The following is a 22,939-nucleotide window of genomic DNA, read 5'->3' on the forward strand; positions in this document are numbered from 1 at the left end:
CCTACACTTGTAGACTTGGAGTCAGCGCGTGCCCTGCCTGGAGCCTGCCATGCCGCTTGTCCGTCGCTTTCCTGCCTACCTTCCTGCCCGCTTTCCTTCGCGATTGCGCGCCGCCGCCATTGCCGCGCTGCTTCCCCTCTGCCTGTTCGCCTTCCAGCACGCCCAGGCCGCGCGCCAGCCCCCGGCGCCGGCGCAGGAACTCACGCGCCAGGCGGTGACCGCCTACGACGCCGGCGCCTTCGATTCGGCCTTGCGGGATTTCGCCAAGGCGGCCCAGCAAGGCAACCGGCTTGCGCAGTACAACTACGCCATGATGCTGCTGCGCGGCGAGGGCACGCCGGTGCGCCAGGAGGAGGCGCTGATCTGGCTGCACCGCGCGGCCGAGAATGACATGACGCAGGCCCAGTTCACCTTTGGCGAGATGTACGAGCACGGCGAGCTGGTGCCGCGCTCGCTGGAGTCCGCCAACCAGTGGTACCGCCGCGCGGCCGAAGGCGGCCATGTGCAGGCCCAGGTGGAACTGGCGACCAATTACTTCACCGGACGGGGCATCGCGCGGGACTACGGCAAGGCCTTCGAGTGGTACACGCGCGCCGCCACGGCGGGCGACGGCGGTGCCCAGTACATCGTTGCCAGCTATTACGAGCGTGGCGAGCCCGGCGTGGTCGAGAAGGACATCGAGCAGGCCAAGATCTGGTACGCCCGCGCCGCCGCGCACGGCGACCCCGGGGCGCTGGCCAAGCTGCGCTCGCTGATCGAGCAGGGACTGAAGGCAAAACAGGCTGGCGCCATGTAATGCTGCGGTAGTCTGGGCATGTTGCCATGCAAGGGCGGCCGCCGCCGGCCGCTATCTGGGGTGCGCCGCCGGGGGCGGTACAACTCTTGCTTGAGAGAACCACACGAAACCTGCGCCAATGGGAGGCACTAGTGGCAACACACGTCGCACTGAACCATGTCACCCACTACCGGTACGACCGGCCCGTGAAGCTTTCGCCGCAGGTGGTCAGGCTCCGTCCTGCCCCGCACTGCCGCACGCCGATCCTTTCGTATTCGCTGCGCATCGAGCCCGAGCAGCATTTCGTGAACTGGCAGCAGGACCCGTTCGCCAACTACCTCGCCCGGCTGGTGATCCCCGAGCCGACCACCGAGTTCAAGATCACCGTCGACCTGGTGGTCGAGATGGCGGTCTACAACCCGTTCGACTTCTTCCTCGAGCCCTACGCGGAGAATTTTCCCTTCACCTATGAGCCCGGCCTGGCTTACGAGCTGGCGCCCTATATGGTCAAGGGCGAGCTGACGCCGCGCTTTGCCGCCTTCGTGGAGAGCATTCCGCGCAACAAGCAGACCACGAGCGATTTCCTGGTGGCCCTGAACCAGCGCCTGCAAGAGGACATCCGCTACCTGATCCGCATGGAACCTGGCGTGCAGACGCCGGAGCAGACGCTGGAGACGGGCGCCGGCTCGTGCCGGGATTCCGGCTGGCTGCTGGTGCAGACGCTGCGCCACCTGGGGCTGGCCGCGCGCTTCGTGTCCGGCTACCTGCTGCAACTGGCGCCTGACGTGAAATCCATCGACGGCCCCAGCGGCACCGACGTGGACTTCACCGACCTGCACGCATGGTGCGAGGTCTACCTGCCGGGCGCGGGCTGGATCGGGCTCGACCCCACCTCCGGCCTGCTGGCCGGCGAGGGCCATATCCCGGTGGCATGCACGCCCGAGCCGGGCAGCGCGGCGCCGGTCAGCGGCGCGGTCGACAAGAGCGAGGTGACCTTCCACCACGAGATGTCGATCACCCGCATCTATGAATCGCCGCGCGTGACCAAGCCCTATACCGAGGCGCAGTGGCAGGCGGTGGCGGCCGTGGGCGCCGAGGTCGATATCCAGCTCAACGCACAGGATGTGCGCCTGACCATGGGCGGCGAGCCGACCTTTGTCGCGGTCAAGGATCGCGACGGCGCGGAATGGAACACCGATGCGCTCGGCACCACCAAGCGCGCCTATGCCACTGAACTGGTGCATAAACTGCGCGCGCGCTATGGCAAGGGCGGCTTCCTGCACTTTGGCCAGGGCAAGTGGTACCCGGGCGAGCAATTGCCGCGCTGGGCCTTGTCGATCTGCTGGCGCGCCGACGGCCAGCCCTGCTGGCAGGACCCGTCGCTGTTCGCCGATGAGCGCGAGCCGGCCGACTATACCGAGGCCGACGCGCACCGCTTCCTCGATAGCCTGGCCAACCGCCTCGGGCTCAACCCCGGCTTTGTGCAGCCCGGCTATGAGGACACCTGGTACTACCTCTGGCGCGAGCGCCGCCTGCCGGTCAACGTCGACCCGCTGGAGGCGCGGCTCGACGATGAGATGGAGCGCATGCGCCTGCGCCGCGTGTTCGATGGCGGCCTGGCGCGGCCCACCGGCTACGTGCTGCCGCTGCGCCGCACCGGCCTGGAAGATGGCCCGGCGCTGGCCGCCCACCGCTGGATCAGCGGGCCGTGGTTCTTCCGCGACGACCGCATGTACCTGCTGCCCGGCGATTCGCCGATGGGCTACCGCCTGCCGCTGGATGCCCTGCCCTGGGTCAGCGAGGCCGACTACCCGTGGCAGTTCGACCAGGACCCGTTCGCGGCGCGTTCGCCGCTGCCCACCGGGGCGCAGCTGCGCGCGCAGTTGCCCGGGCTTGCCGGCCAAGGCGCCGAGCCCGGCCAGGCGGCGGAGTTCCGTGCCAGCACCGCGGCCTATCCCGCGCCCGGCTCGGCCGCGGCCGCGCGTGCCGGCAAGCTTGCCGGGGCCAAGCCGGGGGCGGGCACGATCGGTGGCACGGCCGCGCCCGCTGCCCTGGCCGCGGACCTGGCGCGCGTGCCCGAGCGCGGCGAATCCGCGGGCTGGATCACGCGTACTGCGCTGTGCGTGGAAGTGCGCCATCCCAGCCGCGCCGCCGGCCCCAAGGCCGAGAGAGCGGCCGCGGGCGACAAGCGCGGCATGCTCTACGTCTTCATGCCGCCGCTGACCGTGCTGGAGGACTACCTGGAGCTGCTGGCGGCGGTGGAAGCCACCGCCGCCGGGCTGGGCGTGAAGATCGTGCTCGAAGGCTACCCGCCGCCGCGCGACGTGCGCCTCAAGCTGCTGCAGGTCACGCCCGATCCCGGCGTGATCGAGGTCAACATCCATCCGGCCGCCAACTGGGACGAACTGGTCGACCATACGGAATTCCTCTACCAGGCCGCCCACGAGACCTACCTCAGCACCGAGAAGTTCATGCTCGACGGGCGCCACACCGGCACCGGCGGCGGCAACCACTTCGTGCTGGGCGGCGCCACGCCGGCCGACAGCCCCTTCCTGCGGCGCCCCGATGTGCTGTCCAGCCTGATTGCGTACTGGCACAACCATCCCTCGCTGTCCTACCTGTTCTCGGGCATGTTCATCGGCCCGACCAGCCAGGCGCCGCGCGTGGATGAGGCGCGCAACGACCAGCTCTACGAGCTCGAGATCGCCTTTGCCGAGCTGCAGCACCAGCTCGACCGGCTCTGCGGCGCCGAGGGTGGGGTCGGCGCGCACATGCCGCCGTGGCTGGTCGACCGTGCGCTGCGCAATATCCTCATCGACGTCACCGGCAACACCCACCGCAGCGAGTTCTGCATCGACAAGCTCTATTCGCCCGACGGCCCCACCGGCCGGCTCGGCCTGCTGGAGCTGCGCGCGTTCGAGATGCCGCCGCATGCGCGCATGAGCCTGGTGCAGCAGTTGCTGCTGCGCGCGCTGGTGGCCCGCTTCTGGCGCGAGCCTTATCGCGGGCGGCTCACGCGCTGGGGCACGGAGCTCCACGACCGTTTCCTGCTCGGCACCTTCGTGCAGATGGACTTCGAGGACGTGCTCACCGAGATGCGCGAAGCCGGCTTCGCGTTCGACAACGCCTGGTTCGCGCCGCACTTCGAGTTCCGCTTCCCGCGCGTGGGCGAGCTCGCGGCCGGCGGCCTGTCGCTGACGTTGCGCACCGCGCTCGAACCCTGGCATGTGATGGGCGAGGAGGGCAGTGCCGGTGGCACCGTGCGCTATGTGGATTCGTCGCTCGAGCGCATCGAGGTGCGCGTGCTGGGCATGAACGACAGCCGCCATGTGGTCACCGTCAATGGCCGCGCGGTACCGCTGCAGCCCACCGGGCGCGTCGGCGAGTTCGTGGCCGGGGTGCGCTACCGCGCCTGGGCGCCGCCGTCTGCGCTGCACCCCACCATTGCCTCGCATGCGCCGCTGACTTTCGACGTTGTCGACACATGGATGGGGCGCAGCATCGGTGGATGCCAGTATCATGTTTCGCATCCGGGCGGGCGTAGCTATGAGACCTTCCCGGTTAATGCGTACGAGGCTGAGAGCCGGCGCCTGACACGCTTCTTCACGCTTGGCCACACGCCGGGCGTGATGCGCGTGGAACCGCCCCGGCGCAGCCTCGAGTTTCCGTTCACGCTGGATTTGCGACAACGCTGATCCGGCAGCCCCCAAAGCCGCGCCCCGTGTCTCTTCAGCCGTCCCTGCCTTTTGATGAAACCGCCCCTGCCGTCGACGCGGTGATGCACCGCGCGCGGCCGGTGCCGCCCGGGCACCTTGATGAACTGGGGGCATGCGGGGACGGGTTGCGCGAGCCCTGGGCGCGCTTTTTCCAGATACTGGGCGAGGAAGGGATCGACGGCCTTGACCAGCAGGCTGCCGCCATGGCGCGCCAGATCCGCGACAACGGCGTGACCTACAACGTCTACGCCGACAACACGGACAAGGCCGGTGCGCGCGCCTGGGCGCTGGACCTGCTGCCCTTCCTGGTGAGCGAGGAAGACTGGCAGCGGATCGAGCGCGGCGTGGCGCAGCGCGCTGAGCTGGCCAACGCCATGGTGGCCGACATTTACGGGCCGCAGGCATTGCTGTCCAAGGGGTTGCTGCCGGCCGGCCTGGTCTTTGGCCATCCCGGCTACCTGCGCCCGCTCAAGGGCTACCAGCCGCCGGGCGGCAACTTCCTGCACATCGTCGCGGTGGACCTCGCGCATACCTTGGAGGGCGGCTGGACGGTGATGGCCCACCGCACGGAGACGCCTTCCGGCATGGGCTACGCGCTGGAGAACCGCCTCATCATCTCCAGCCTGTTCGCCGATGCCTTTCGCGAGCTGCGCGTGCGGCGCCTGCCCGCCGCGTTCTCGCAGCTGGTGGCCACGCTGGCGCAGCAGCCCGCGGCGCAGCCACCCGCGCCGGAATCCGCGGCGGGCGCCGCCGCCTCGGTCAGCAAGCACATCGTGCTGCTCACCCCGGGGCCCTACAACGAAACCTATTTCGAGCACACCTTCCTGGCCCGCTACCTCGGCATCACGCTGGTCGAGGGCAAGGACCTGACGGTGCGCAACGACGTGGTGTACCTGAAGACGCTGGCCGGGCTGGAGCGCGTCGATGTGGTGTTGCGCCGCCTGGACGACGCCTATTGCGATCCGGTCGAGCTGCGCCAGGATTCCACGCTCGGCGTGCCCGGGCTGCTGCAGGCGATGCGCGCGGGCAATGTGCTGGTGTCCAACGCGCCCGGCTCGGGCTTCCTGGAGACGCCGGCCATCCACGGCTTCCTGCCGGCCATTTCCCGCGCGCTGCTGGGCGAGGAATTGCTGCTGCCGGGCGTGCCCAGCTGGTGGTGCGGCGAGGCCACGGCGCGTGAGGAGGCGCTCGGGGAATTCACCGAAGCCTTCCTGATGCCAACCTACCCGCGCGGCATGGCGCAGCCGTGGGAAGGCCCGCGCCTGGGCATGGAGCGCGGGCTGCAGCGCCTGGCGGACTGGCGCGAGCGCATCGAGCAGGTGCCGGATCTGTTCACCATCCAGGCCGACCTGCCGCTGTCGCACGCACCACGCTGGGAAGGGCCGCATATCGGCTCGCGCGCTGCCATGCTGCGGGTCTATGCCATTGCCGACGGGCGGGGCGGCTGGCAGGTGATGCCCGGCGGCTTCACCCGGCTTGCGGGCGAGGGGCAGCCGGCGGTATCGATGCAGCTCGGCGGCTCCAGCGTCGACACCTGGGTGCTGTCGAGCCAGCCGGCGCAGCCGGGCGCCACGCCGCTGCAGTTCCCCATGGCCGGCGCGGCGCGCGGGCCGGCGGCCAAGCCGCTGGCGGTGTCCAGCCGCGCCGCCGAGAACCTGTTCTGGGCCGGCCGCTATGCCGAGCGCGCGGAAAACAACGTACGCCTGTGCCGCCTGGTGCTGGGCTCGATCGAAAGCAGCGACGACCGCGACGACAGCGCGCTCGACGTGATCGGCGAACTGGTGCTCGCCTGCGGCCTGCTGCCGACCGGCGCGCCGCAGCCGCGCGCCTCGCTGCGTGTGTTCGAGCGCAGCCTGGTGTCCGCGCTGGCGCAAAGCGCCGGCTGGACCAGCGTGGGCCAGAACCTGGCCAGCCACGTGCACGCCGCCACCGAAATCCGCAACCGGCTGTCCAACGATCACTGGCGCACCATCCTGGCCGCGCGCAACGATTTCGGCGATGCCATGGAGGCGGCCTGCGCGGGGAGTCCCGGCGGTGGCGGCGACGCGGGCATCTACGACCGTCCGCGCGTGCTGGCGGCGCTGGATCACCTCTCCATGCAGCTCGCCGCCATCAGTGGCGCGCAGGGCGACCGCATGACCCGCGACGAAGCCTGGCGCCTGCTGTTTATCGGCCGCCATATCGAGCGCGTGGCCACGCTCTCGACGTTCCTGCGGGTGTTTGCGCACAACGGCGCGCTGCTGCACCGGACCTGCTTCGATTTGCTGCTGCACCTGTTCGACAGCACGCTGACCTTCCGCGCGCTGTACCCGGGCCGCTCCGATGTGCCCGCGCTGGTCGACCAGCTGGTGATCGAGCCGACCAACCCGCGCGGGCTCTACGGCTTGCTGGCGCGGCTGCGCGTCAAGCTCGGCCAGATCTCGCCGCCGGCCAGCCCGGCCGGCACAGGGCGCGTGCCGCTGCCGCAATGGCTGCCCACCGTGGAGACGCTGCCCGGCTGGGAAGCACTATGCCAGCGCGGCGCCGACGGGAAATACACCAATCTGGTGCAACTGTGCGAGCAACTGACTGACATGATGGTGCAGCTCTCGGACGAAATCAGTGCGCGCTACTTCAGCCATGCCGGCATGGCCGGCACCCGCGTCGGGGCGCAACCATGAGCGCAACCATGAATGCGACGATGAGCCAGGCGCAAGACGTTGCCGAGCCCGCGCCAGAAGGCGTGGCCTCCGTGCTGACGATTCATCACAAAACCATCTACGATTACTCCGCGCCGGTGGAGAACGCCCAGCAGCGCGCCGTGGTGTTTCCGGTGACCTGCCCATGGCAGGCGGTGCACGCGCACAGCACGCAGATCGAGCCGCCGCCGTCGCACCAGCATGCGGACATCGACGCCTTCGGCAACAACGTGCTGTACTTCACCATCGACGTGCCGCACGACTATATGCAGCTCGCCTGCGAGAGCACAGTCAGCGTCACGCCGCGCTGGGCGTCGCTCGACCCCGCCGCCAGCATGCCGTGGGAGACGGCCGTCGCCGCGCTGCGCTTTCGCGCCGGGCAGCCCTTCCTGCCGGAAAGCGAGTTCTGCTTCGCCTCGCCCAACGTGGCGCTGCATCCCGATCTCAAGGCCTACGCGCTCGCCAGCTTCGCGCCCGGCGTGCCCGTGGTGGCCGGCGCCATCGACCTGATGCATCGCGTGCACGCCGACTTCGAATACCAGACCACGGCCACCGAGGTCGATACCCCGGCGCTGCAAGCCTTCGGCCTGCGCAGCGGCGTGTGCCAGGATTTCGCCCAGGTCATGATCGGCTGCCTGCGCTCGCTCGGCCTCGCGGCGCGCTACGTCAGCGGCTACCTGTGCACCGAGCCGCCACCCGGCCAGCCCAGGCTGATCGGCGCCGACGCTTCCCATGCGTGGCTGTCGGTGTACTGCCCGCTGGCCGGCTGGGTCGACCTCGATCCCACCAACGACGTGCTGGCCGACACCAGCCACGTCACGCTGGCGTTCGGGCGCGACTATAGCGATGTCTCGCTGCTGCGCGGCGTCATCGTGGGCGGCGGCGCGCACGATGTGGAAGTGGAGGTCAGCGTGCTGCCGGTCGAGTAGGCACCGCGCCGCGGTCAGCGGCTGGCAAGCCAATTGCTTGTCAGTAGCCTGGGTTTGCCGAGAAAAGGGGGAATCATCATGCTAAGCCGCACCGCCGACCACCTGTTCTGGATGGCCCGCTACACCGAGCGCGCGGAAAACACCGCCCGCATGCTCGACGTCAACTACCAGGCTTCGATGCTGCCGCAATCACCCGAGGTGGCACAGCAAGGCTGGCTGGCGATGCTCGACGTGACGGAGCTCACGCCGGTATTCGCCGCGCACCACGGCGCGGTCGTGCACGAGGAAGTGATCGATTTCATGGTGCGCGACCTGAGCCACCCGGCGTCGATCATGTCCTGCCTGCGCGCCGCCCGCGAAAACGCCCGCGCCGTGCGCGGCGCACTCACCACGCCGCTGTGGGAGACCATCAACACCACCTGGCTCGATGTCCAGCAGATGGTTGCCGACGGCATCCTGCGCCAAGATCCGGCGCAGTTCTTCGAGTGGGTCAAGTTCCGCTCCCACTTAACGCGTGGTGTGGAAGCCGGCACCATGCTCAAGGACGAAGCCTACTGTTTCATGCGGCTGGGCACCTTCCTGGAGCGCGCCGACAACACCGCGCGCATTCTCGACGTCAAGTTCCAGGCCACCGACCTCGGCCTGCAGCAAGACGATTTCTACCAGTGGGCCGCGGTATTGCGCTCCGTGTCGGGGCTGGAGATGTATCGCAAGGTCTATCGCTCGGTGGTCACGCCGGAGCGCGTGGCCGAGTTGCTGATCGTACATCCGGATATGCCGCGGTCGCTGGCGGCCAGTTTGCGGGAGGTGGTTTCGTTGCTGGCGCAGGTGCGCAATGGGCAGTCAGTGGAGACGGAGCGGCGGGCGGGGAAACTGCATGCCGAGCTTAAATTCACTCGGATCGAGGATATTTTTTCTGTCGGGATTCATGGGTGGCTTAGCGATTTTCTTCGCAGGATCCATGAGCTTGGGGGTGGGGTTAGTCGGGATTTTTTGATGAAGGGGGTGGGGGGGTAGGGGGTAAGGGGGTAGTGGCTTTTGGGGGGCTTTCGCTGTTTATTTGAGCGGTGATGGTTTTTGGACCCAAGGGCCATACGACATCCCCCTGCGGGGGCTGCCGGTCACTCTTCTTTGCGTCGGCAAAGAAGACTAACGAGAAGAAAGCCGACCCTGCCGGGGGCAGAGCAATCAGGCTTGTTGGCGTCGGTGGTTTCGTCGTACGGCCCAGAGTGTTGGCTGGCGGATCCTATCGGCTCGAAGGTCATCGCACTTGCATGACCCATGGGTTACGTCGTGCAGCCCCTGACCTCGCTTGCGGTGACCATTCCCAGATCTGCCGTTCGCGGTGCGAGGGGCTGCGCCGTTTCGGGCGTGGCTGGTTTCGTGGTTTTGTCTCGGAGGACGAGCGCCGTGAGTGTGGTGAGGCCCCCGGTAGCAGACATCACTTGCTTCAAACCGTCTGTCGCTCGCGGCGTGGCTGGCCACGAAGTTGCAAGCGCACCGGTTCCGTCGTGGGCGCGGTGGCACCGCCTTGATTAGCCCGAGACCTTGACCACCGCGCCCGCCCCACCACGAAACCATTGGTAGGCGATGTATCGTGATGGCGCGCGCCGGTAACGGCAGATTGGCGAATGGGCACAGACTCCACTACCGGGGGCCGCACCACGCATCCCGGAAATCGGCAGCGTCGTGGCCCTTCAAACCGGTACCGGCAGATGCCCGCAGAACTGAGGCCATACGACGAAACCAGCGTCCCTCGCACCCGCGATTGCTCTGCGCCCGGCAGGGTCGGCTTTCTTCTCGTTAGTCTTCTTTGCCGACGCAAAGAAGAGTGACCGGCAGCCCCCGCAGGGGGATGTCGTACGGCTGTTGGGTCCAAAAGCCATCGCCGCTCAAAGAAACAGCGACCAACCCCGCAGGGCGATGTCGTATGGCCCTTGGGTCCAAAGGCCAACGCCGCAGCAAAAAAGCTACCCCACCAACTCCCGATGCAACGCCAAATACTCCAACGCCAACTTATGCCTCGGATCCAGGTGAATCATCGGCATCGCATGCTGATGCGACTCCCGGATCTTCACGGACGACGACAACCGTGAATTCAACACCGGCAACCCTTCGCCGACCAGTTCCTCCACCAGTTGCACCGGCAAGGTGGCGCGCGGCTGGAACTGGTTGATCACGATCCCTTCGACTTCCAGGTCCGCGTTGTGGTCGTGCTGGATCTCTTTCACGTTGTCGAGCAGCGTGTAGAGCGCGCGGCGGGAGAAGTCGTCGCAGTCAAAGGGAATCAGGCAGCGCTGGACGGCAATCAGCGCGGAGCGGGTGTAGAAGTTCAGCGCGGGCGGGGTGTCGATGTAGATGGCGTCGTACGCGTCTTCCAGCTCGATCAGCGCGTCGCGCAGCTTGTAGATCTTGTAGCGGGATTCGAGCTTGCCGTGCAGCGTATCGAGCTCGGGATGGGCAGGCATCACATCGAGGTTTTCGAACGGCGTGGCGTGGATGAACGCGGTGACATCCAGCGGCTTGAAGCTGTATGTGAGCGCGGTCTCGAAGAAGTCGGCCACCGTCGGGGTGGCCTCGGCAGCGTGCGCGCCGAGCAGGTACTGGCTGGAGTTGCCTTGCGCATCGAGGTCGATGACCAGGGTGCGCAGGCCTTCGCTGGCACTGATGGCCGCCAGGTTGCAGACGATGGTCGACTTACCGACTCCGCCTTTCTGATTGAATACGACGCGCCGCATTTGAGCCCTTGGAGGTGAACGTTCCAAAGGAGAGAGGATACCTTAGCAAGGTGTCATTTCAGCGGCCAAATCGCACGCCAGGCTATGTTTGTATCAGCCGCTTTTGCCGCGAGATACTCATCAGGATCCCGATGCCCATGCCCAGCGTCACCAGCGCCGTTCCCCCGTAGCTCAGCAGCGGCAACGGCACGCCCACCACGGGCAGGATGCCGCTCACCATGCCCATGTTCACAAAGGCATAGGTGAAGAAGATCAGTGTGATCGATCCCGCCAGCAGCCGCGAGAACAGCGTCGGCGCGTTGGCCGCGATGTACAGCCCGCGGAAGATCAGCAGCAGGTAGAGCACTAGCAGCACGGCGTTGCCGATCAGTCCGAACTCTTCGGAGAACACCGCGAAGATGAAGTCGGTGTGCTTCTCGGGGATGAACTCGAGGTGCGTCTGCGTGCCCTTGAGCCAGCCTTTGCCGAACACCCCGCCGGAGCCGATGGCGATGATGGACTGGATGGTGTGGAAGCCCTTGCCGAGCGGGTCGGTGGTGGGGTCCAGCAGCGTGCAGATGCGGTGTTGCTGGTAGTCGTGCAGGATCGGCCAGTTCACGCCGGGGGCGCAGATATCGTGCTCGAAGCTGACCAGCGCGGTGATGGCGACCACCGCGATGGCGAGCAGCGGCAGGATGATCTTCCACGACAGGCCGGCGAAATAGATCACGTAGAGGCCGGCGGCCATCACCAGCAGGCCGGTGCCGAGGTCGGGCTGCTTGGCGATCAGGCCCACGGGCACGCCGAGCAGCACCAGCGCCAGCACAAAGTCGAACCACCTGATCGAGCCCTCCCGCTTCTGGAAGTACCACGCCAGCATCAGCGGCATGGCGATCTTCATGATCTCGGAGGGCTGGATCACCATGCCGACGTAGAGCCAGCGCCGCGCGCCCTTGCGGATCAGGCCGAACATGGCCACCGCCACCAGCAGGGCCACGCCGATCGTATAGAGCGGCACCGCCACCCGCATCAGCGTCTGGGTTGGCAGGTAAGCGATGACCCACATCACAAGGTAGGACAGCAGGATGTTGCGCAACTGGTCCTCGACCCGGCCGGGCATGTCGATCGCAGCGGAGTAGAGCGCCACGATGCCGGTGGCGAACAGCAGGAAGACGATGAGCGCGAGTGGCTTGTCAAAGCCGGTCAGGGCCGTCTTGATGAACGATAGGACGCGGCGGCGATCCATGGCGCGTCTCCTTCAGCGTGAAGCGTTGCCGCCGGCCGCGGCGGGCGCGGTTGCCGGTTTGGCGCGGGGTTTCGAACTGGCGGGCGCCATGACTGGCGAGGCGCCCGGAGCGGGGGGCGGCGCCGGGCGGCTGTGGCCGAGGGCCTGCGCCATGCGCTGGTCCAGCGTCTGCACCGCCGAGGCGGGCGGGATGGCGGCGGGGTCGATCACCGGCGCCACCACGGCAGAGGCGGCCGTGGCGGAGGCGCCGGCGCGGGCTGCCACCCGCGCCGCCGGCACGCTGGCGCCTTCGCTGGTGGCGGCGGCTTCGCTCGCGCCCATGACGGTGGCGCTGGCGATGCTGGCGGTGTGGCCGGTGGTAAACACGCTGGGCGTATCCACGGGCGGCTTGCCGCCGGCGCGTTCGGACGCGGGCGGGGCGATGTTCGCCAGTTCTTCCGGCCACTTGCCCGTCAAATAGTAATCCATCACCTTGCGTGCGATCGGCGCGGCCACGGCACCGCCGAAGCCGGCGTTTTCCACGATCATCGCCAGCGCGATCTTCGGGTTGTCGGCGGGAGCGAACGCGGTATAGAGCGCGTGGTCGCGCTTGCGCTCGTCCAGCGCGTGGTGGTTGTACTTCTCGTTCTTGCCCATGGTGAAGGTCTGCGCCGTCCCGGTCTTGCCGGCGGACTCATAGGCGGCGCCGGCGAACGCGCGGGCGGCGGTGCCCGAGTGCGTCACGCCGACCATGGCGCGCTTGATCACGTCGATATCCGACTGCTTGAGCGGCAGGCGGTAGCTTTCCTTGGGCACGGTGAGCTCGCGCTCGCGGCTGACCGAATCCTCCACCGCTTTGACCAGGTGGGGCTTCATGGCGATGCCGTTGTTGACCAGGATGGAGGTGGCGTTGGCCAGCTGCAGGATGGTGAAACTGTTGTAGCCCTGGCCGATCCCCAGCGAGATGGTTTCGCCGTCATACCATTTCTGCTGCTCGGGCTTGCGGTAGGCGCGGCGTTTCCAGTCGGTGGAGGGCAGGATGCCGCGGCTCTCGCCTTCGATGTCGATGCCGGTGATCTGGCCGAAGCCCAGCGGCTTCATGAAGTCGTGGATGCCGTTGACGCCCATGTCGCGCGCCAGCATGTAGTAATAGGTGTCACACGACTGAATGATGGAGGCGTTCATGTCCACCCAGCCGTGGCCGCCCGGCTTGTCGTCGCGGAAGGTATGGTTGCCGAGCGTGAACGAGCCCGGATCGTGGAAGCCCCAGGCCGCGGTGCGCTTGCCGGTGGTGAGTGCCGCCAGCGCCATGAACGGCTTGTAGGTGGAGCCGGGCGGGTAGGTGCCGCGCAGCGGGCGGTTCAGGAGCGGCTTGTCGGGCGAGCCGTTGAGCTCGTTCCAGGTATTGGTGTCGATGCCTTCGACGAACAGGTTGGGGTCGTAGGTCGGCTTGGAGACAAAGGCCAGGATGTCGCCTGTGGCCGGCTCGATTGCCACCAGCGCGCCGCGCTTGTCGCCAAACAGCGCCTCGGCCAGTTGCTGCAGGCGGATGTCGAGCGACAGGATCAGGTTGTTGCCGGGCGTGGCGGGGGAGGTGGACAGCGTGCGGATGGGCCGTCCGCCCGCGCTCACTTCCACTTCCTCGAAACCGGTCAGGCCGTGCAGCTCGGTCTCGTAGCTTTGCTCGATGCCGATCTTGCCGATGTAGTTGGAGCCCTTGTAGTTGTCGGCGTCCTTGCGCGGATCGTATTTGGCGCCTTCGGCGCTGTTGGCCTCGTCCATGGCCTCGATGCGTTCCTGGTCGCGCTGCGAGATGCGGCCCAGGTAGCCGATCACGTGCGAGGCGGACTCGCCCATCGGGTACTGGCGGAACAGCCGGGCGCGCACGTCCACACCGGGAAAGCGGAAGCGCTGGGCGGAGAAGCGCGCCACTTCCTCATCGGTGAGCTGGCTGCGGATCGGCAGGCTTTCGAAGCTGCGCGACTCCTCCATCAGGCGCTTGAAGCGGCGGCGGTCGCGCGGCTGGATGTCGATCAGCTGGGCCAGTTCCTCGATGGTGTTGTCGAGCGTGTCGGACAGCTTGGACGGGGTGATTTCCAGCGTGTAGGCGGAATAGTTGCGCGCCAGCACCACGCCGTTGCGGTCCATGATGATGCCGCGGTTGGGCTCGATCGGCGCCACCGAGATGCGGTTGTCCTCGGCCTTGGCCGAGTACTGGTCATGCTTGTACCACTGCAGCCACAGGAAACGGCTGAACAGCAGGCCGAAGCAGATCACGGCAAACAGGCCCGCCGCCGCTACGCGGATGCGGAAGCGGCCGAGCTCCTGTTCGACATTGCGTATTTCGGTCATGGTACTGCGTCAGCCTTGCGGTTTGCCGCGCCCCCCAAGGGGGCACGGCGGGACTTCGGTTGGGGTAAAGCGTCAGATTGGCCGGGTTTCGTCCACGTCGGCGCTGCGGCGCTGCGGCGCCAGCAGCATGCCGGTGGCCAGCGGCCACAGCAGCGCTTCGATGCCCGGCGCCAGCAGCAATTGCCAGCCGGGCAGCGGCGCGCCCATGGCCAGGCGGATCAGCACCGGCACAGCGTGGGCGATGAACAGGAGCGGCAGCACGTGCAGCGCCTGGGTATAGACCGTGAACCACAGCACGCGGCGATGGATGGTGATGGCGAAGTACGCCAGCAGCGAGTAGGCCATGGCGTGCTCGCCCAGCAGGCGCGCGTCATGCACGTCCATCAGCAGGCCGAGCGCGAAGGCCACACCCATGCCGACCTTGCGCGGCTGGTGGATGTTCCAGAACACCAGCACCAGCGCCACCATGTCGGGCACCCACAGCGTGGTGCCCCAGGGCATCAGGTTGAACAGGAAGGCCAGCACGAAACTCAGCGCGATAAACGCGGGGTTGACCGGGCGCAGCAGGTATTGGGGATTGGTCAACGCTTGGGCTCCTTGGCCGGGGCGGGCTTGTCGGCCGGCCTTTGCGCCGGCTTGTCAGCGGGCTTGTCAGCGGGCTTGTCAGCGGGCTTTACTGCGGGTTTGTCGGCGGGCTTGTCGGCCGGCCGCTCTCCTGAGCGTTCGGCATCCCGCACGCCCGGGCGGTTCGCCCTGACGCTTCGCGCTTCCTTGGCGTCGCGTGGGCCGTCGATGGACTCGCGCGGCGGCAACTGCGCTTCGTAGCGGATCACCAGCAACTGGCGGTGCGAACGCACGCCGGCCACCGGTTCGCAGTACACGCGCGAGAAGGCGGTATCGGCCTTGCGCTCGATCTGGACGATCTTGGCCACCGGCAGGCCTGGCGGGTAGGTGCCGTCCAGGCCGGAGGTCACCAGCAGGTCGCCCTGCTGCAGGTCGGCCGAGGCGGCCATGAAGCGCAGGTCGAGCAGGCCGGCGCGGGCGCCGCCAAAGGCCACGCTACGCAAGCCGTTGCGCACTACCTGCACGGGAATGGCCTGTTCCTTGTCGGTCAGCAGCGTGACCTCCGACTGGAACGGCGAAACCCGCGTGACCTGGCCGATCACGCCGCGTTCGTCGATCACGGGGTAGCCCGCGCGCAGGCCATGCTGGCTGCCGCGGTCGATCACGATGCGCTGGCTGTAAGGGTCGCGGGCGTCGTACAGGATCTCGGCCGCCGTCACCGGCGTGGCCGACTGCTGTACCAGGCCAAGCAGCTTGCGCAGCTGGTTGTTCTCGGCCTCGAGCTGGGACTGGCGCACCGAACCCTCGGCCTCGGTCACCATGCGGCGCTTGATCTCGCGGTTCTCGCTGGCGAGGGTGGCGGATGACTGGGCGTAGTCGAAGGTGGCGCGCAGCGCGTCGCGCGGCACCAGCACCGCGCGCTCCACCGGCATCAGCACGGTGGCGGCAACCTGGCGCACCACGCGCAGGGCGTCAAAGCGCGCATCAACGATGAGCAGCGCCAGCGCGATCGTCACATAGAAGACGAGGCGCGCAACGGCGGAAGTGCCCTGCTTGAAGAGCGGCGGCGGAGTGTAATCCATTTACCCGTGCGCTGGCAGAAAGGTCCCCCGGTGCCACAGGCACGACCGCGCCGCGGCACGCCAGCCGGAGTGGCTGGGGCGTCGCGGCGCGGTGTGGTGCACGGGGACTGGCGGGGTCGGGAGGGTAGCGCGGCAAGGCGCTGCCTCGACCAGGTAGTCCGGCAGGCCGCGTCGCGCCACGTGCGAATCCTCTGCTTACGCTTTATTCGTAAGAAAAGATGCTGCCGAGCTTGTCCATGCGCTCGAGCGCCATGCCGGAGCCGCGCACCACGCAGGTCAGCGGGTCTTCGGCGACCAGCACCGGCAGGCCGGTTTCCTCGGCCAGCAGGCGATCCAGGTCGCGCAGCAGCGCGCCGCCGCCGGTCAACATCATGCCGCGCTCGGCGATGTCCGCGCCGAGTTCCGGCGGGGTTTGTTCCAGCGCGATCTTGACGGCCGACACGATCTGGTTGAGCGGATCGGTCAGGGCTTCCAGGATTTCGTTGGACGACACCGTGAAGGCACGCGGGATGCCTTCGGACAGGTTGCGGCCCTTGACTTCCATTTCGCGGACTTCTGAGCCGGGGAAAGCCGAACCGATGGCCTTCTTGATGGCTTCGGCGGTCTGCTCGCCGATCAGCATGCCATAGTTGCGGCGGATGTAGTTGACGATGGCTTCGTCGAACTTGTCGCCACCCACGCGCACCGAGCCCTTGTAGACCATGCCGCCCAGCGAGATGATGCCCACCTCGGTGGTGCCGCCGCCGATATCCACCACCATCGAGCCCGACGGCTCCGACACGGGCAGGCCGGCGCCGATCGCGGCCGACATCGGCTCCTCGATCAGGTACACCTGGCTGGCGCCGGCGCCCAGCGCCGATTCGCGGATGGCGCGGCGCTCGACCTGGGTCGAGCCGCAGGGCACGCAGATGATGATGCGCGGCGAGGGGCGCAGCAGCTTGGTGTCGTGCACCATCTTGATGAACTGCTTGAGCATCTGCTCGGTGACCGTGAAGTCGGCGATCACGCCGTCTTTCATCGGGCGGATCGCTTCGATGTTGCCCGGCACCTTGCCCAGCATCTGCTTGGCTTCCTTGCCCACTGCCTGGATCGTCTTCTTGGCGTTGGGTCCGCCTTCCTGGCGGATGGCGACCACGGACGGCTCGTCAAGGACGATGCCCTTGTCACGCATATAGATCAGGGTGTTGGCGGTGCCGAGGTCGATCGCGAGATCGTTGGAGAAGTAGCTGCGGAGAAATCCGAACATCAGGAATCCTGTTTCTGGTGGTTCGCGAGTATGCGAAGTGGCCGGCGCCGCTGCGGGGCCAGCCACGATATTCATAGCGACGGGTAGTATTAAGGCCCCCGGTCGTCCGGTGGGGCCGGCGCCGTTGCCAGTCCGCGTTGTCATCCGCTGCGAACTGCCAGGGCCAGGGCCGCCAGCCAAGGCCGCTTTGCCAGGTGGCGAAAGCAGCCTCTACGGGAACCTTTGATTAGACCACGCGCGAAAGTTCGGTGGAACGGCGCTGCAATTACAAATTAATTGCTGGCGGGGGCGGCCTAATCGGAGGAACCTGTCTGTCATCCCTTGGGGGCCTTCAAGCCTGCGCCGGCGCGGGCCGGTCGGGCCACGCGGCCAGTGCTGGCTGGCCCGGGTGCCGGAGTGCGCCGCCGGGGTGTCCCGCCGGAGTGTCTCGCCGGAGTGTCTCGAAATGCTCCGGAGGAGGCGGTTTTGCACCAATGTGACGAAGGCGCGGCCAAAGGATGGCAACGCGCAATGATACCTTATAATTCCCCCTGTTTCGGGGGCTTCTTCCTCGAAAAAACCTGTAACTTTGACGATTCCCGGGCGCTCCCGGCAGCACTTGCCCGGCCCGCCCCGGCCGCGCCCGCATCGCCTTTCGCACCGACCCCAAGCCATGGCTCTCGACCTATCCGACGTCAAGCGCATCGCCCACCTTGCCCGCATCGAAATCAACGATGCCGAGGCCGGGCAGACGCTTGTGCAGCTCAATCAATTCTTCTCCCTGGTCGAACAGATGCAGGCGGTCGACACCACCGGCATCGTGCCGCTGGCCCACCCGCTGTCCGCGGTGCGCGAGATGTCGCAGCGGCTGCGCGACGACGTGGTCACCGAGCCCAGCCGCCGCGAGGACTACCAGCGTCCCGCCCCGGCCACCGATGGCGGCCTCTACCTGGTGCCCAAGGTCATCGAATAAAGGTCAGACGCACCCCGGCCCTCGACCCAGCGGCTGCGCCGCGCCGCCTCCAGGCTGCGCCGGCAGCCATCACCTGCCAAGCCAAACCGACCGACATGCCCTTTTCCGCAACTTCCGTGACCTCCCTGCGCGAGCTTTCCGACGCGCTGGCGGCACGCTCCGTCTCCGCCGAAGAACTGGCGCGCGATTACCTGGCCCGCATCGAGCAGGCGGGTGCGCTCAACGCCTTTGTCGACGTCAACCCCGAACTCACCCTGGCGCAGGCCCGCGCCGCCGACGCGCGCCGCGCGCGCGGCGAAGCCGGCCCGCTGACCGGCGTGCCGATCGCCCACAAGGACGTGTTCGTCACCCGTGGCTGGCGCGCCACGGCGGGCTCGCGCATGCTGGCCAACTACGAAAGCCCGTTCGACGCGGCCGTGGTCGAGCGCCTCGCCGCCGCTGGCATGGTCACGCTGGGCAAGACCAATATGGACGAGTTCGCGATGGGCTCGTCCAACGAGAACTCGCACTTCGGCCCGGTCAGGAACCCCTGGGACGCCAGCCGCGTGCCGGGTGGCTCCTCGGGCGGGTCTGCGGCCGCCGTGGCCGCCGGCCTGGCGCCTGCCGCCACCGGCACCGACACCGGCGGCTCGATCCGCCAGCCGGCCTCGTTCTCCGGCATCACCGGCATCAAGCCTACCTATGGGCGCGTGTCGCGCTACGGCATGATCGCCTTCGCCTCCTCGCTCGACCAGGGCGGCCCGATGGCGCATACCGCCGAGGATTGCGCCATGCTGCTGGGCGGCATGGCCGGCTTCGACGAGCGCGACTCCACCAGCGTTGCGCCCGCCCTGGGCGGCGTCGACGAGGACTACACCCGCCTGCTGGGCCAGGCGCGGGTGGGCGCCAGCGCCGGCAAGCCGCTGTCAGGGCTGCGCATCGGCCTGCCGAAGGAATATTTCGGCAAGGGCCTGGCAGCGGACGTGGAGCAAGCCGTGCGCGCGGCGCTTGCCGAGTACGAAAAGCTGGGCGCCACGCTGGTCGAGGTGTCGCTGCCCAAGACCGAGCTGTCGATCCCCGTGTACTACGTGATCGCGCCGGCCGAGGCATCGTCCAACCTGTCGCGCTTTGACGGCGTGCGCTTTGGCCATCGCGCCGCCGAGTACCGCGACCTGATGGACATGTACAAGAAGACCCGCGCCGAAGGCTTCGGCCCCGAGGTCAAGCGCCGCATCATGGTGGGCGCCTACGTGCTGTCGCACGGCTACTACGACGCCTATTACCTGCAAGCACAAAAGATCCGCCGCATCATCGCTGACGATTTCCAGCGCGCCTTCACCCAGTGCGACGTGATCATGGGCCCGGTGGCACCCACGGTGGCGTGGAAGCTCGGCGAGAAGAGCGCGGACCCGGTGCAGATGTACCTGGCCGACATCTTCACGCTGTCGACCAGCCTGGCCGGCCTGCCCGGCATGAGCGTGCCCTGCGGGCTGGGCGAGGGTGGCATGCCGGTTGGCCTGCAGTTGATCGGCAACTACTTTGGCGAGGCCGAGCTGCTGCAAACGGCGCACGCCTTCCAGCAGGCAACGGACTGGCACCTGCGCCGGCCCGCGCAGGCATGATCGCAGCGCGCTGGCTGTCCCGCATCGTGCTCGGCATCGGGCTGGCCGCTGCATTGGCGGCCTGCATCCCGCTGCCGCGCTTTGGCGGCAAGCCCCCGCCGATTGCCAGCCGCGACATCGACCTCGCCGGCGATTGCCGCCGCACCGAGGAAGACGGCTTTCGCGAGGATGCGCAGGTGCGCGTGACGGACAACACCGTGCAGCAGTTGTCATGGAAGCTGTGGGTGGGTAAGCGCGGCTCGTGCAGCTTCAACCTGGCCGAATTCCGCCAGACCCAGAAGAAGCCGCATATCGAGCTGCGCGCCAACGACGGCAGCGCCTGCAAGCTGATGATCTGGCAGGATCCGCGCCGGGTCACGCTCGCGCACGCCAATTGCGAGGCGCGTTGCTCGCCGGGCATCTACGAAGAAGCCTGGCCGGTGATGTTCGAGCCTGGCGGCGGCGGTTGCGCGCAGACCCGATGAACCCGCTCAACGCCATGTCCCGAGCCGCCCACGGTTGCATCGCCGCTCGCCTGAAGGCCTTCTTCAGCCTGGGCGCATGCGCCTTGCTGCTGGCAAGCCACGCCGTGCTGGCGCAGGCTTCCATGCCGGCGGCGCAGACGGTGCGTTTCCCGGGCGCCGACGGCGGCCAGCCGCTCAGCGGCTACTGGTTCGTGCCGCAGCGCAGCGCCGCGGCCCCGGTCCCGGCCGTACGCGTGGTGATTGCGCTGCACGGCTGCGGCGGGCTGCACCGCAGTGGCGGCGCGGATGCGGCAGCGCTCCAGAGCCGTTACCGCGAGTACGTGCAGTGGCTGACCGCGCGCGGCTACGCGGTGCTGCTGCCCGACAGTTTCGGCCCGCGCGGCAAACCGGATGGCATCTGCACCGAACGCATGGACAGCCGCGACATCGACGACGCCACGCGGCGCGGCGATGTGCTGGCGGCGTTACAGTGGCTCGCCCAGCAGCCCGGCGTGGACACCGCGCATATCGTGCTGCTGGGCTGGTCCAACGGCGCGCAGGCGGTGCTCAGTGCCATCGACGCCAGCCGCGACTGGCCGGCGGGCGCACCGGCGATCGAGCGCGCCGTGGCTTTTTACCCTGGCTGCAAGAGCGCGGTGCAGCGGCATGAGTACCGCCTGCGCACGCCCCTGCTGCTGCTGACCGGCGGCGCCGACGACTGGACCCCCGCCACCCGCTGCGCCATGCTGCGCGAGGCGGTCGCGGCGCGCCAGCCGGATGCGCGTTTTCGCCTGGAGATCTACCCCGGCGCGTATCACGGCTTTGATGGCACCGAGCCGCTGCGGGTGCGGCGCGATGTGCCTAACGGCTCGCGTCACGGCCAGGGCGTGACCGTGGGCGGCGACCCGATCTCGCGCGATGCGGCGCTGGCGCAACTGGATTCATGGCTGGCCAGCCCGAATCCGTGAAAGAACACCGTAGCCATACATAGCCACACGTAGCAAACAAGTAGCAACACATACAGCACACGAACAGGAATACCGCCATGCAATGGGAAGTGGTGATCGGCCTCGAGACGCACACGCAGTTGTCGACGGCCTCCAAGATTTTTTCCGGTACCTCCACCGCCTTCGGCGCGGCGCCGAACACGCAAGCCTCGCCGGTTGATCTGGCGCTGCCCGGCGTGTTGCCGGTGCTTAACCGCGGCGCGGTCGAGCGCGCCATCCAGTTCGGCCTGGCGATCGGCGCCACCATCGCGCCGCGCAGCATCTTCGCGCGCAAGAATTACTTCTACCCCGACCTGCCCAAGGGCTACCAGATCAGCCAGTACGAGCTGCCGGTGGTGCAGGGCGGCAGCATCAGCATCCAGGTCGAAGGCAAGAAGGGCGAAACCTACGAAAAGACCGTGCAGCTCACGCGCGCCCACCTCGAGGAAGACGCCGGCAAGTCGCTGCACGAAGATTTCGCCGGCATGACCGGCATCGACCTGAACCGCGCCGGCACGCCGCTGCTGGAGATCGTCACCGAGCCCGACATGCGCAGCTCGGCCGAGGCCGTGGCCTACGCCAAGGCCCTGCACGCGCTGGTGATGTGGTTGGGCATCTGCGACGGCAACATGCAGGAAGGCAGCTTCCGCTGCGACGCCAACGTGTCGGTGCGCCCCTATGGCAGTCCCAAGCTGGGCACGCGCCGCGAGATCAAGAACCTGAACTCGTTCCGCTTCCTGCAGCAGGCCATCGACTACGAAGTCCAGTGGCAGATCGCCGAGATCGAGGATGGCCGCGAAATCCAGCAGGCCACCGTGCTATTCGACCCGGACACCGGCGAGACGCGCGCCATGCGCACCAAGGAAGACGCGCACGATTACCGCTACTTCCCCGACCCCGACCTGCTGCCGCTGGAGATCGACGCCGCCTGGATCGCGCGCGTGAAGTCCGAGCTGCCGGAGCTGCCGGTGGCCATGCAAGCGCGCCTGGTGTCGCAATACGGCCTGTCCGCCTACGACGCCAGCGTGCTGACCGCCTCCAAGTCGCTCGCGAACTATTTCGAGGCGGTGGTCGCTGAAGCTGGCGCGGCCAATGCCAAGCCGGCTGCCAACTGGCTGATGGGCGACGTGTCGTCGCTGCTCAACCGCGAAGGCATCGCGCTGGAAGCCGCCCCGGTCAAGCCGGCCCAGCTGGCCAAGCTGCTGGTGCGCATTGCCGATGGCACGGTGTCCAACAACACGGCCAAGAAGGATGTCTTCCCGGCCATGTGGGCAGGCGAAGAAGGTGCCGACGCCGACGCCATCATCGCGGCCAAGGGCCTCAAGCAGATGTCCGACTCGGGCGAGCTGGAAAAGATCATCGACGACGTGCTGGCTGCCAATGCGAAGTCGGTGGAGGAGTTCCGTGCTGGCAAGGAGAAGGCGTTCAACGCGCTGGTGGGGCAGGCCATGAAGGCCACCAAGGGCAAGGGGAATCCTGCTCAGGTGAATGAGTTGCTGAAGAGGAAGTTGGGGGCGTAAGGGGGGGAGGGGGTGTAGGGGGGGTAGTGGCTTTTGGGGGGCTTTCGCTTTTTCTTTGAGCGGTGTTGGCTCTTGCACCCAAAAGCCGTACGACATCCCCCTGCGGGGGCTGCCGGTCACTCTTCTTTGCGTCGGCAAAGAAGACTAACGAGA

16 protein-coding genes are annotated in these 22,939 nt (G+C 67.5%); 10 read left to right on the top strand and 6 right to left on the bottom strand.

All coding sequences use genetic code 11. The features are described from left to right. The first annotated feature begins 49 nt into the window (after positions 1-49). The 5 genes from AC07XB_RS07345 (at position 50) to AC07XB_RS07365 (ending at position 9,115) form a co-directional block, all read left to right on the top strand. Positions 50-796: a tetratricopeptide repeat protein gene (locus tag AC07XB_RS07345; protein WP_492376274.1), complete on the top strand. Its 747-nt coding sequence runs from the start codon at positions 50-52 to the stop codon at positions 794-796. A 131-nt stretch (positions 797-927) separates the two neighbouring features. Further along, on the top strand, positions 928-4,470 hold the full coding sequence (locus tag AC07XB_RS07350; RefSeq protein ID WP_416050160.1) for a transglutaminase family protein: 3,543 nt from the start codon (positions 928-930) through the stop codon (positions 4,468-4,470). Positions 4,471-4,496: 26 nt separating this feature from the next. After that, complete coding sequence (locus AC07XB_RS07355) at positions 4,497-7,151, top strand: circularly permuted type 2 ATP-grasp protein (protein ID WP_492376276.1); 2,655 nt, start codon at positions 4,497-4,499, stop codon at positions 7,149-7,151. 20 nt (positions 7,152-7,171) lie between these two features. Further along, the gene (locus AC07XB_RS07360; protein WP_492831524.1) at positions 7,172-8,098 is read left to right on the top strand and encodes a transglutaminase family protein; all 927 of its coding nucleotides are present in this window, start codon (positions 7,172-7,174) and stop codon (positions 8,096-8,098) included. Positions 8,099-8,176: 78 nt separating this feature from the next. After that, positions 8,177-9,115 carry an alpha-E domain-containing protein gene (locus AC07XB_RS07365; RefSeq protein ID WP_492387268.1) on the top strand — a complete coding sequence of 313 codons (939 nt, stop codon included), beginning with the start codon at positions 8,177-8,179 and terminating at the stop codon, positions 9,113-9,115. 953 nt (positions 9,116-10,068) lie between these two features. On the opposite strand, the gene AC07XB_RS07370 is transcribed toward AC07XB_RS07365, so the two are convergent. From AC07XB_RS07370 to AC07XB_RS07395, 6 genes are all read right to left on the bottom strand, one after another. Continuing rightward, positions 10,069-10,836: a ParA family protein gene (locus AC07XB_RS07370; RefSeq protein WP_492376559.1), complete on the bottom strand. Its 768-nt coding sequence runs from the start codon at positions 10,834-10,836 to the stop codon at positions 10,069-10,071. An 82-nt stretch (positions 10,837-10,918) separates the two neighbouring features. After that, the gene (rodA, locus tag AC07XB_RS07375; protein WP_492376560.1) at positions 10,919-12,061 is read right to left on the bottom strand and encodes a rod shape-determining protein RodA; all 1,143 of its coding nucleotides are present in this window, start codon (positions 12,059-12,061) and stop codon (positions 10,919-10,921) included. 12 nt (positions 12,062-12,073) lie between these two features. Continuing rightward, positions 12,074-14,392, bottom strand: coding sequence for a penicillin-binding protein 2 (gene mrdA / locus AC07XB_RS07380; RefSeq protein WP_492831521.1), 2,319 nt, complete (start codon positions 14,390-14,392; stop codon positions 12,074-12,076). A gap of 72 nt (positions 14,393-14,464) precedes the next feature. Beyond that, the gene (mreD, locus tag AC07XB_RS07385; protein ID WP_150992634.1) at positions 14,465-14,977 is read right to left on the bottom strand and encodes a rod shape-determining protein MreD; all 513 of its coding nucleotides are present in this window, start codon (positions 14,975-14,977) and stop codon (positions 14,465-14,467) included. Then, complete coding sequence (gene mreC, locus AC07XB_RS07390) at positions 14,974-16,038, bottom strand: rod shape-determining protein MreC (protein ID WP_492831522.1); 1,065 nt, start codon at positions 16,036-16,038, stop codon at positions 14,974-14,976. The genes mreD and mreC overlap by 4 nt, the downstream gene beginning before the upstream one ends. A gap of 202 nt (positions 16,039-16,240) precedes the next feature. Continuing rightward, complete coding sequence (locus AC07XB_RS07395; RefSeq protein WP_035859663.1) at positions 16,241-17,284, bottom strand: rod shape-determining protein; 1,044 nt, start codon at positions 17,282-17,284, stop codon at positions 16,241-16,243. Between the two features lie 652 nt (positions 17,285-17,936). Here AC07XB_RS07395 and gatC point away from each other — a divergent pair. From gatC to gatB, 5 genes are all read left to right on the top strand, one after another. Beyond that, on the top strand, positions 17,937-18,236 hold the full coding sequence (gatC, locus tag AC07XB_RS07400) for an Asp-tRNA(Asn)/Glu-tRNA(Gln) amidotransferase subunit GatC (RefSeq protein WP_492831523.1): 300 nt from the start codon (positions 17,937-17,939) through the stop codon (positions 18,234-18,236). Positions 18,237-18,331: 95 nt separating this feature from the next. Continuing rightward, a complete protein-coding gene (gene gatA, locus AC07XB_RS07405) occupies positions 18,332-19,837 on the top strand; it encodes an Asp-tRNA(Asn)/Glu-tRNA(Gln) amidotransferase subunit GatA (RefSeq protein WP_253932840.1) in 1,506 nt (501 codons plus the stop codon). Next, positions 19,834-20,301, top strand: a complete 468-nt coding sequence (locus tag AC07XB_RS07410; RefSeq protein WP_492376563.1) for a hypothetical protein — start codon at positions 19,834-19,836, stop codon at positions 20,299-20,301. The genes gatA and AC07XB_RS07410 overlap by 4 nt, the downstream gene beginning before the upstream one ends. Next, positions 20,298-21,248, top strand: a complete 951-nt coding sequence (locus tag AC07XB_RS07415) for a dienelactone hydrolase family protein (protein WP_492809321.1) — start codon at positions 20,298-20,300, stop codon at positions 21,246-21,248. Before AC07XB_RS07410 ends, AC07XB_RS07415 begins: the two co-directional genes overlap by 4 nt. 77 nt (positions 21,249-21,325) lie before the next feature. Continuing rightward, positions 21,326-22,786 carry an Asp-tRNA(Asn)/Glu-tRNA(Gln) amidotransferase subunit GatB gene (gene gatB, locus AC07XB_RS07420; RefSeq protein WP_492376565.1) on the top strand — a complete coding sequence of 487 codons (1,461 nt, stop codon included), beginning with the start codon at positions 21,326-21,328 and terminating at the stop codon, positions 22,784-22,786. Positions 22,787-22,939: the final 153 nt, after the last annotated feature.

The organism is Cupriavidus sp. GW821-FHT02F09 (assembly GCF_059421605.1).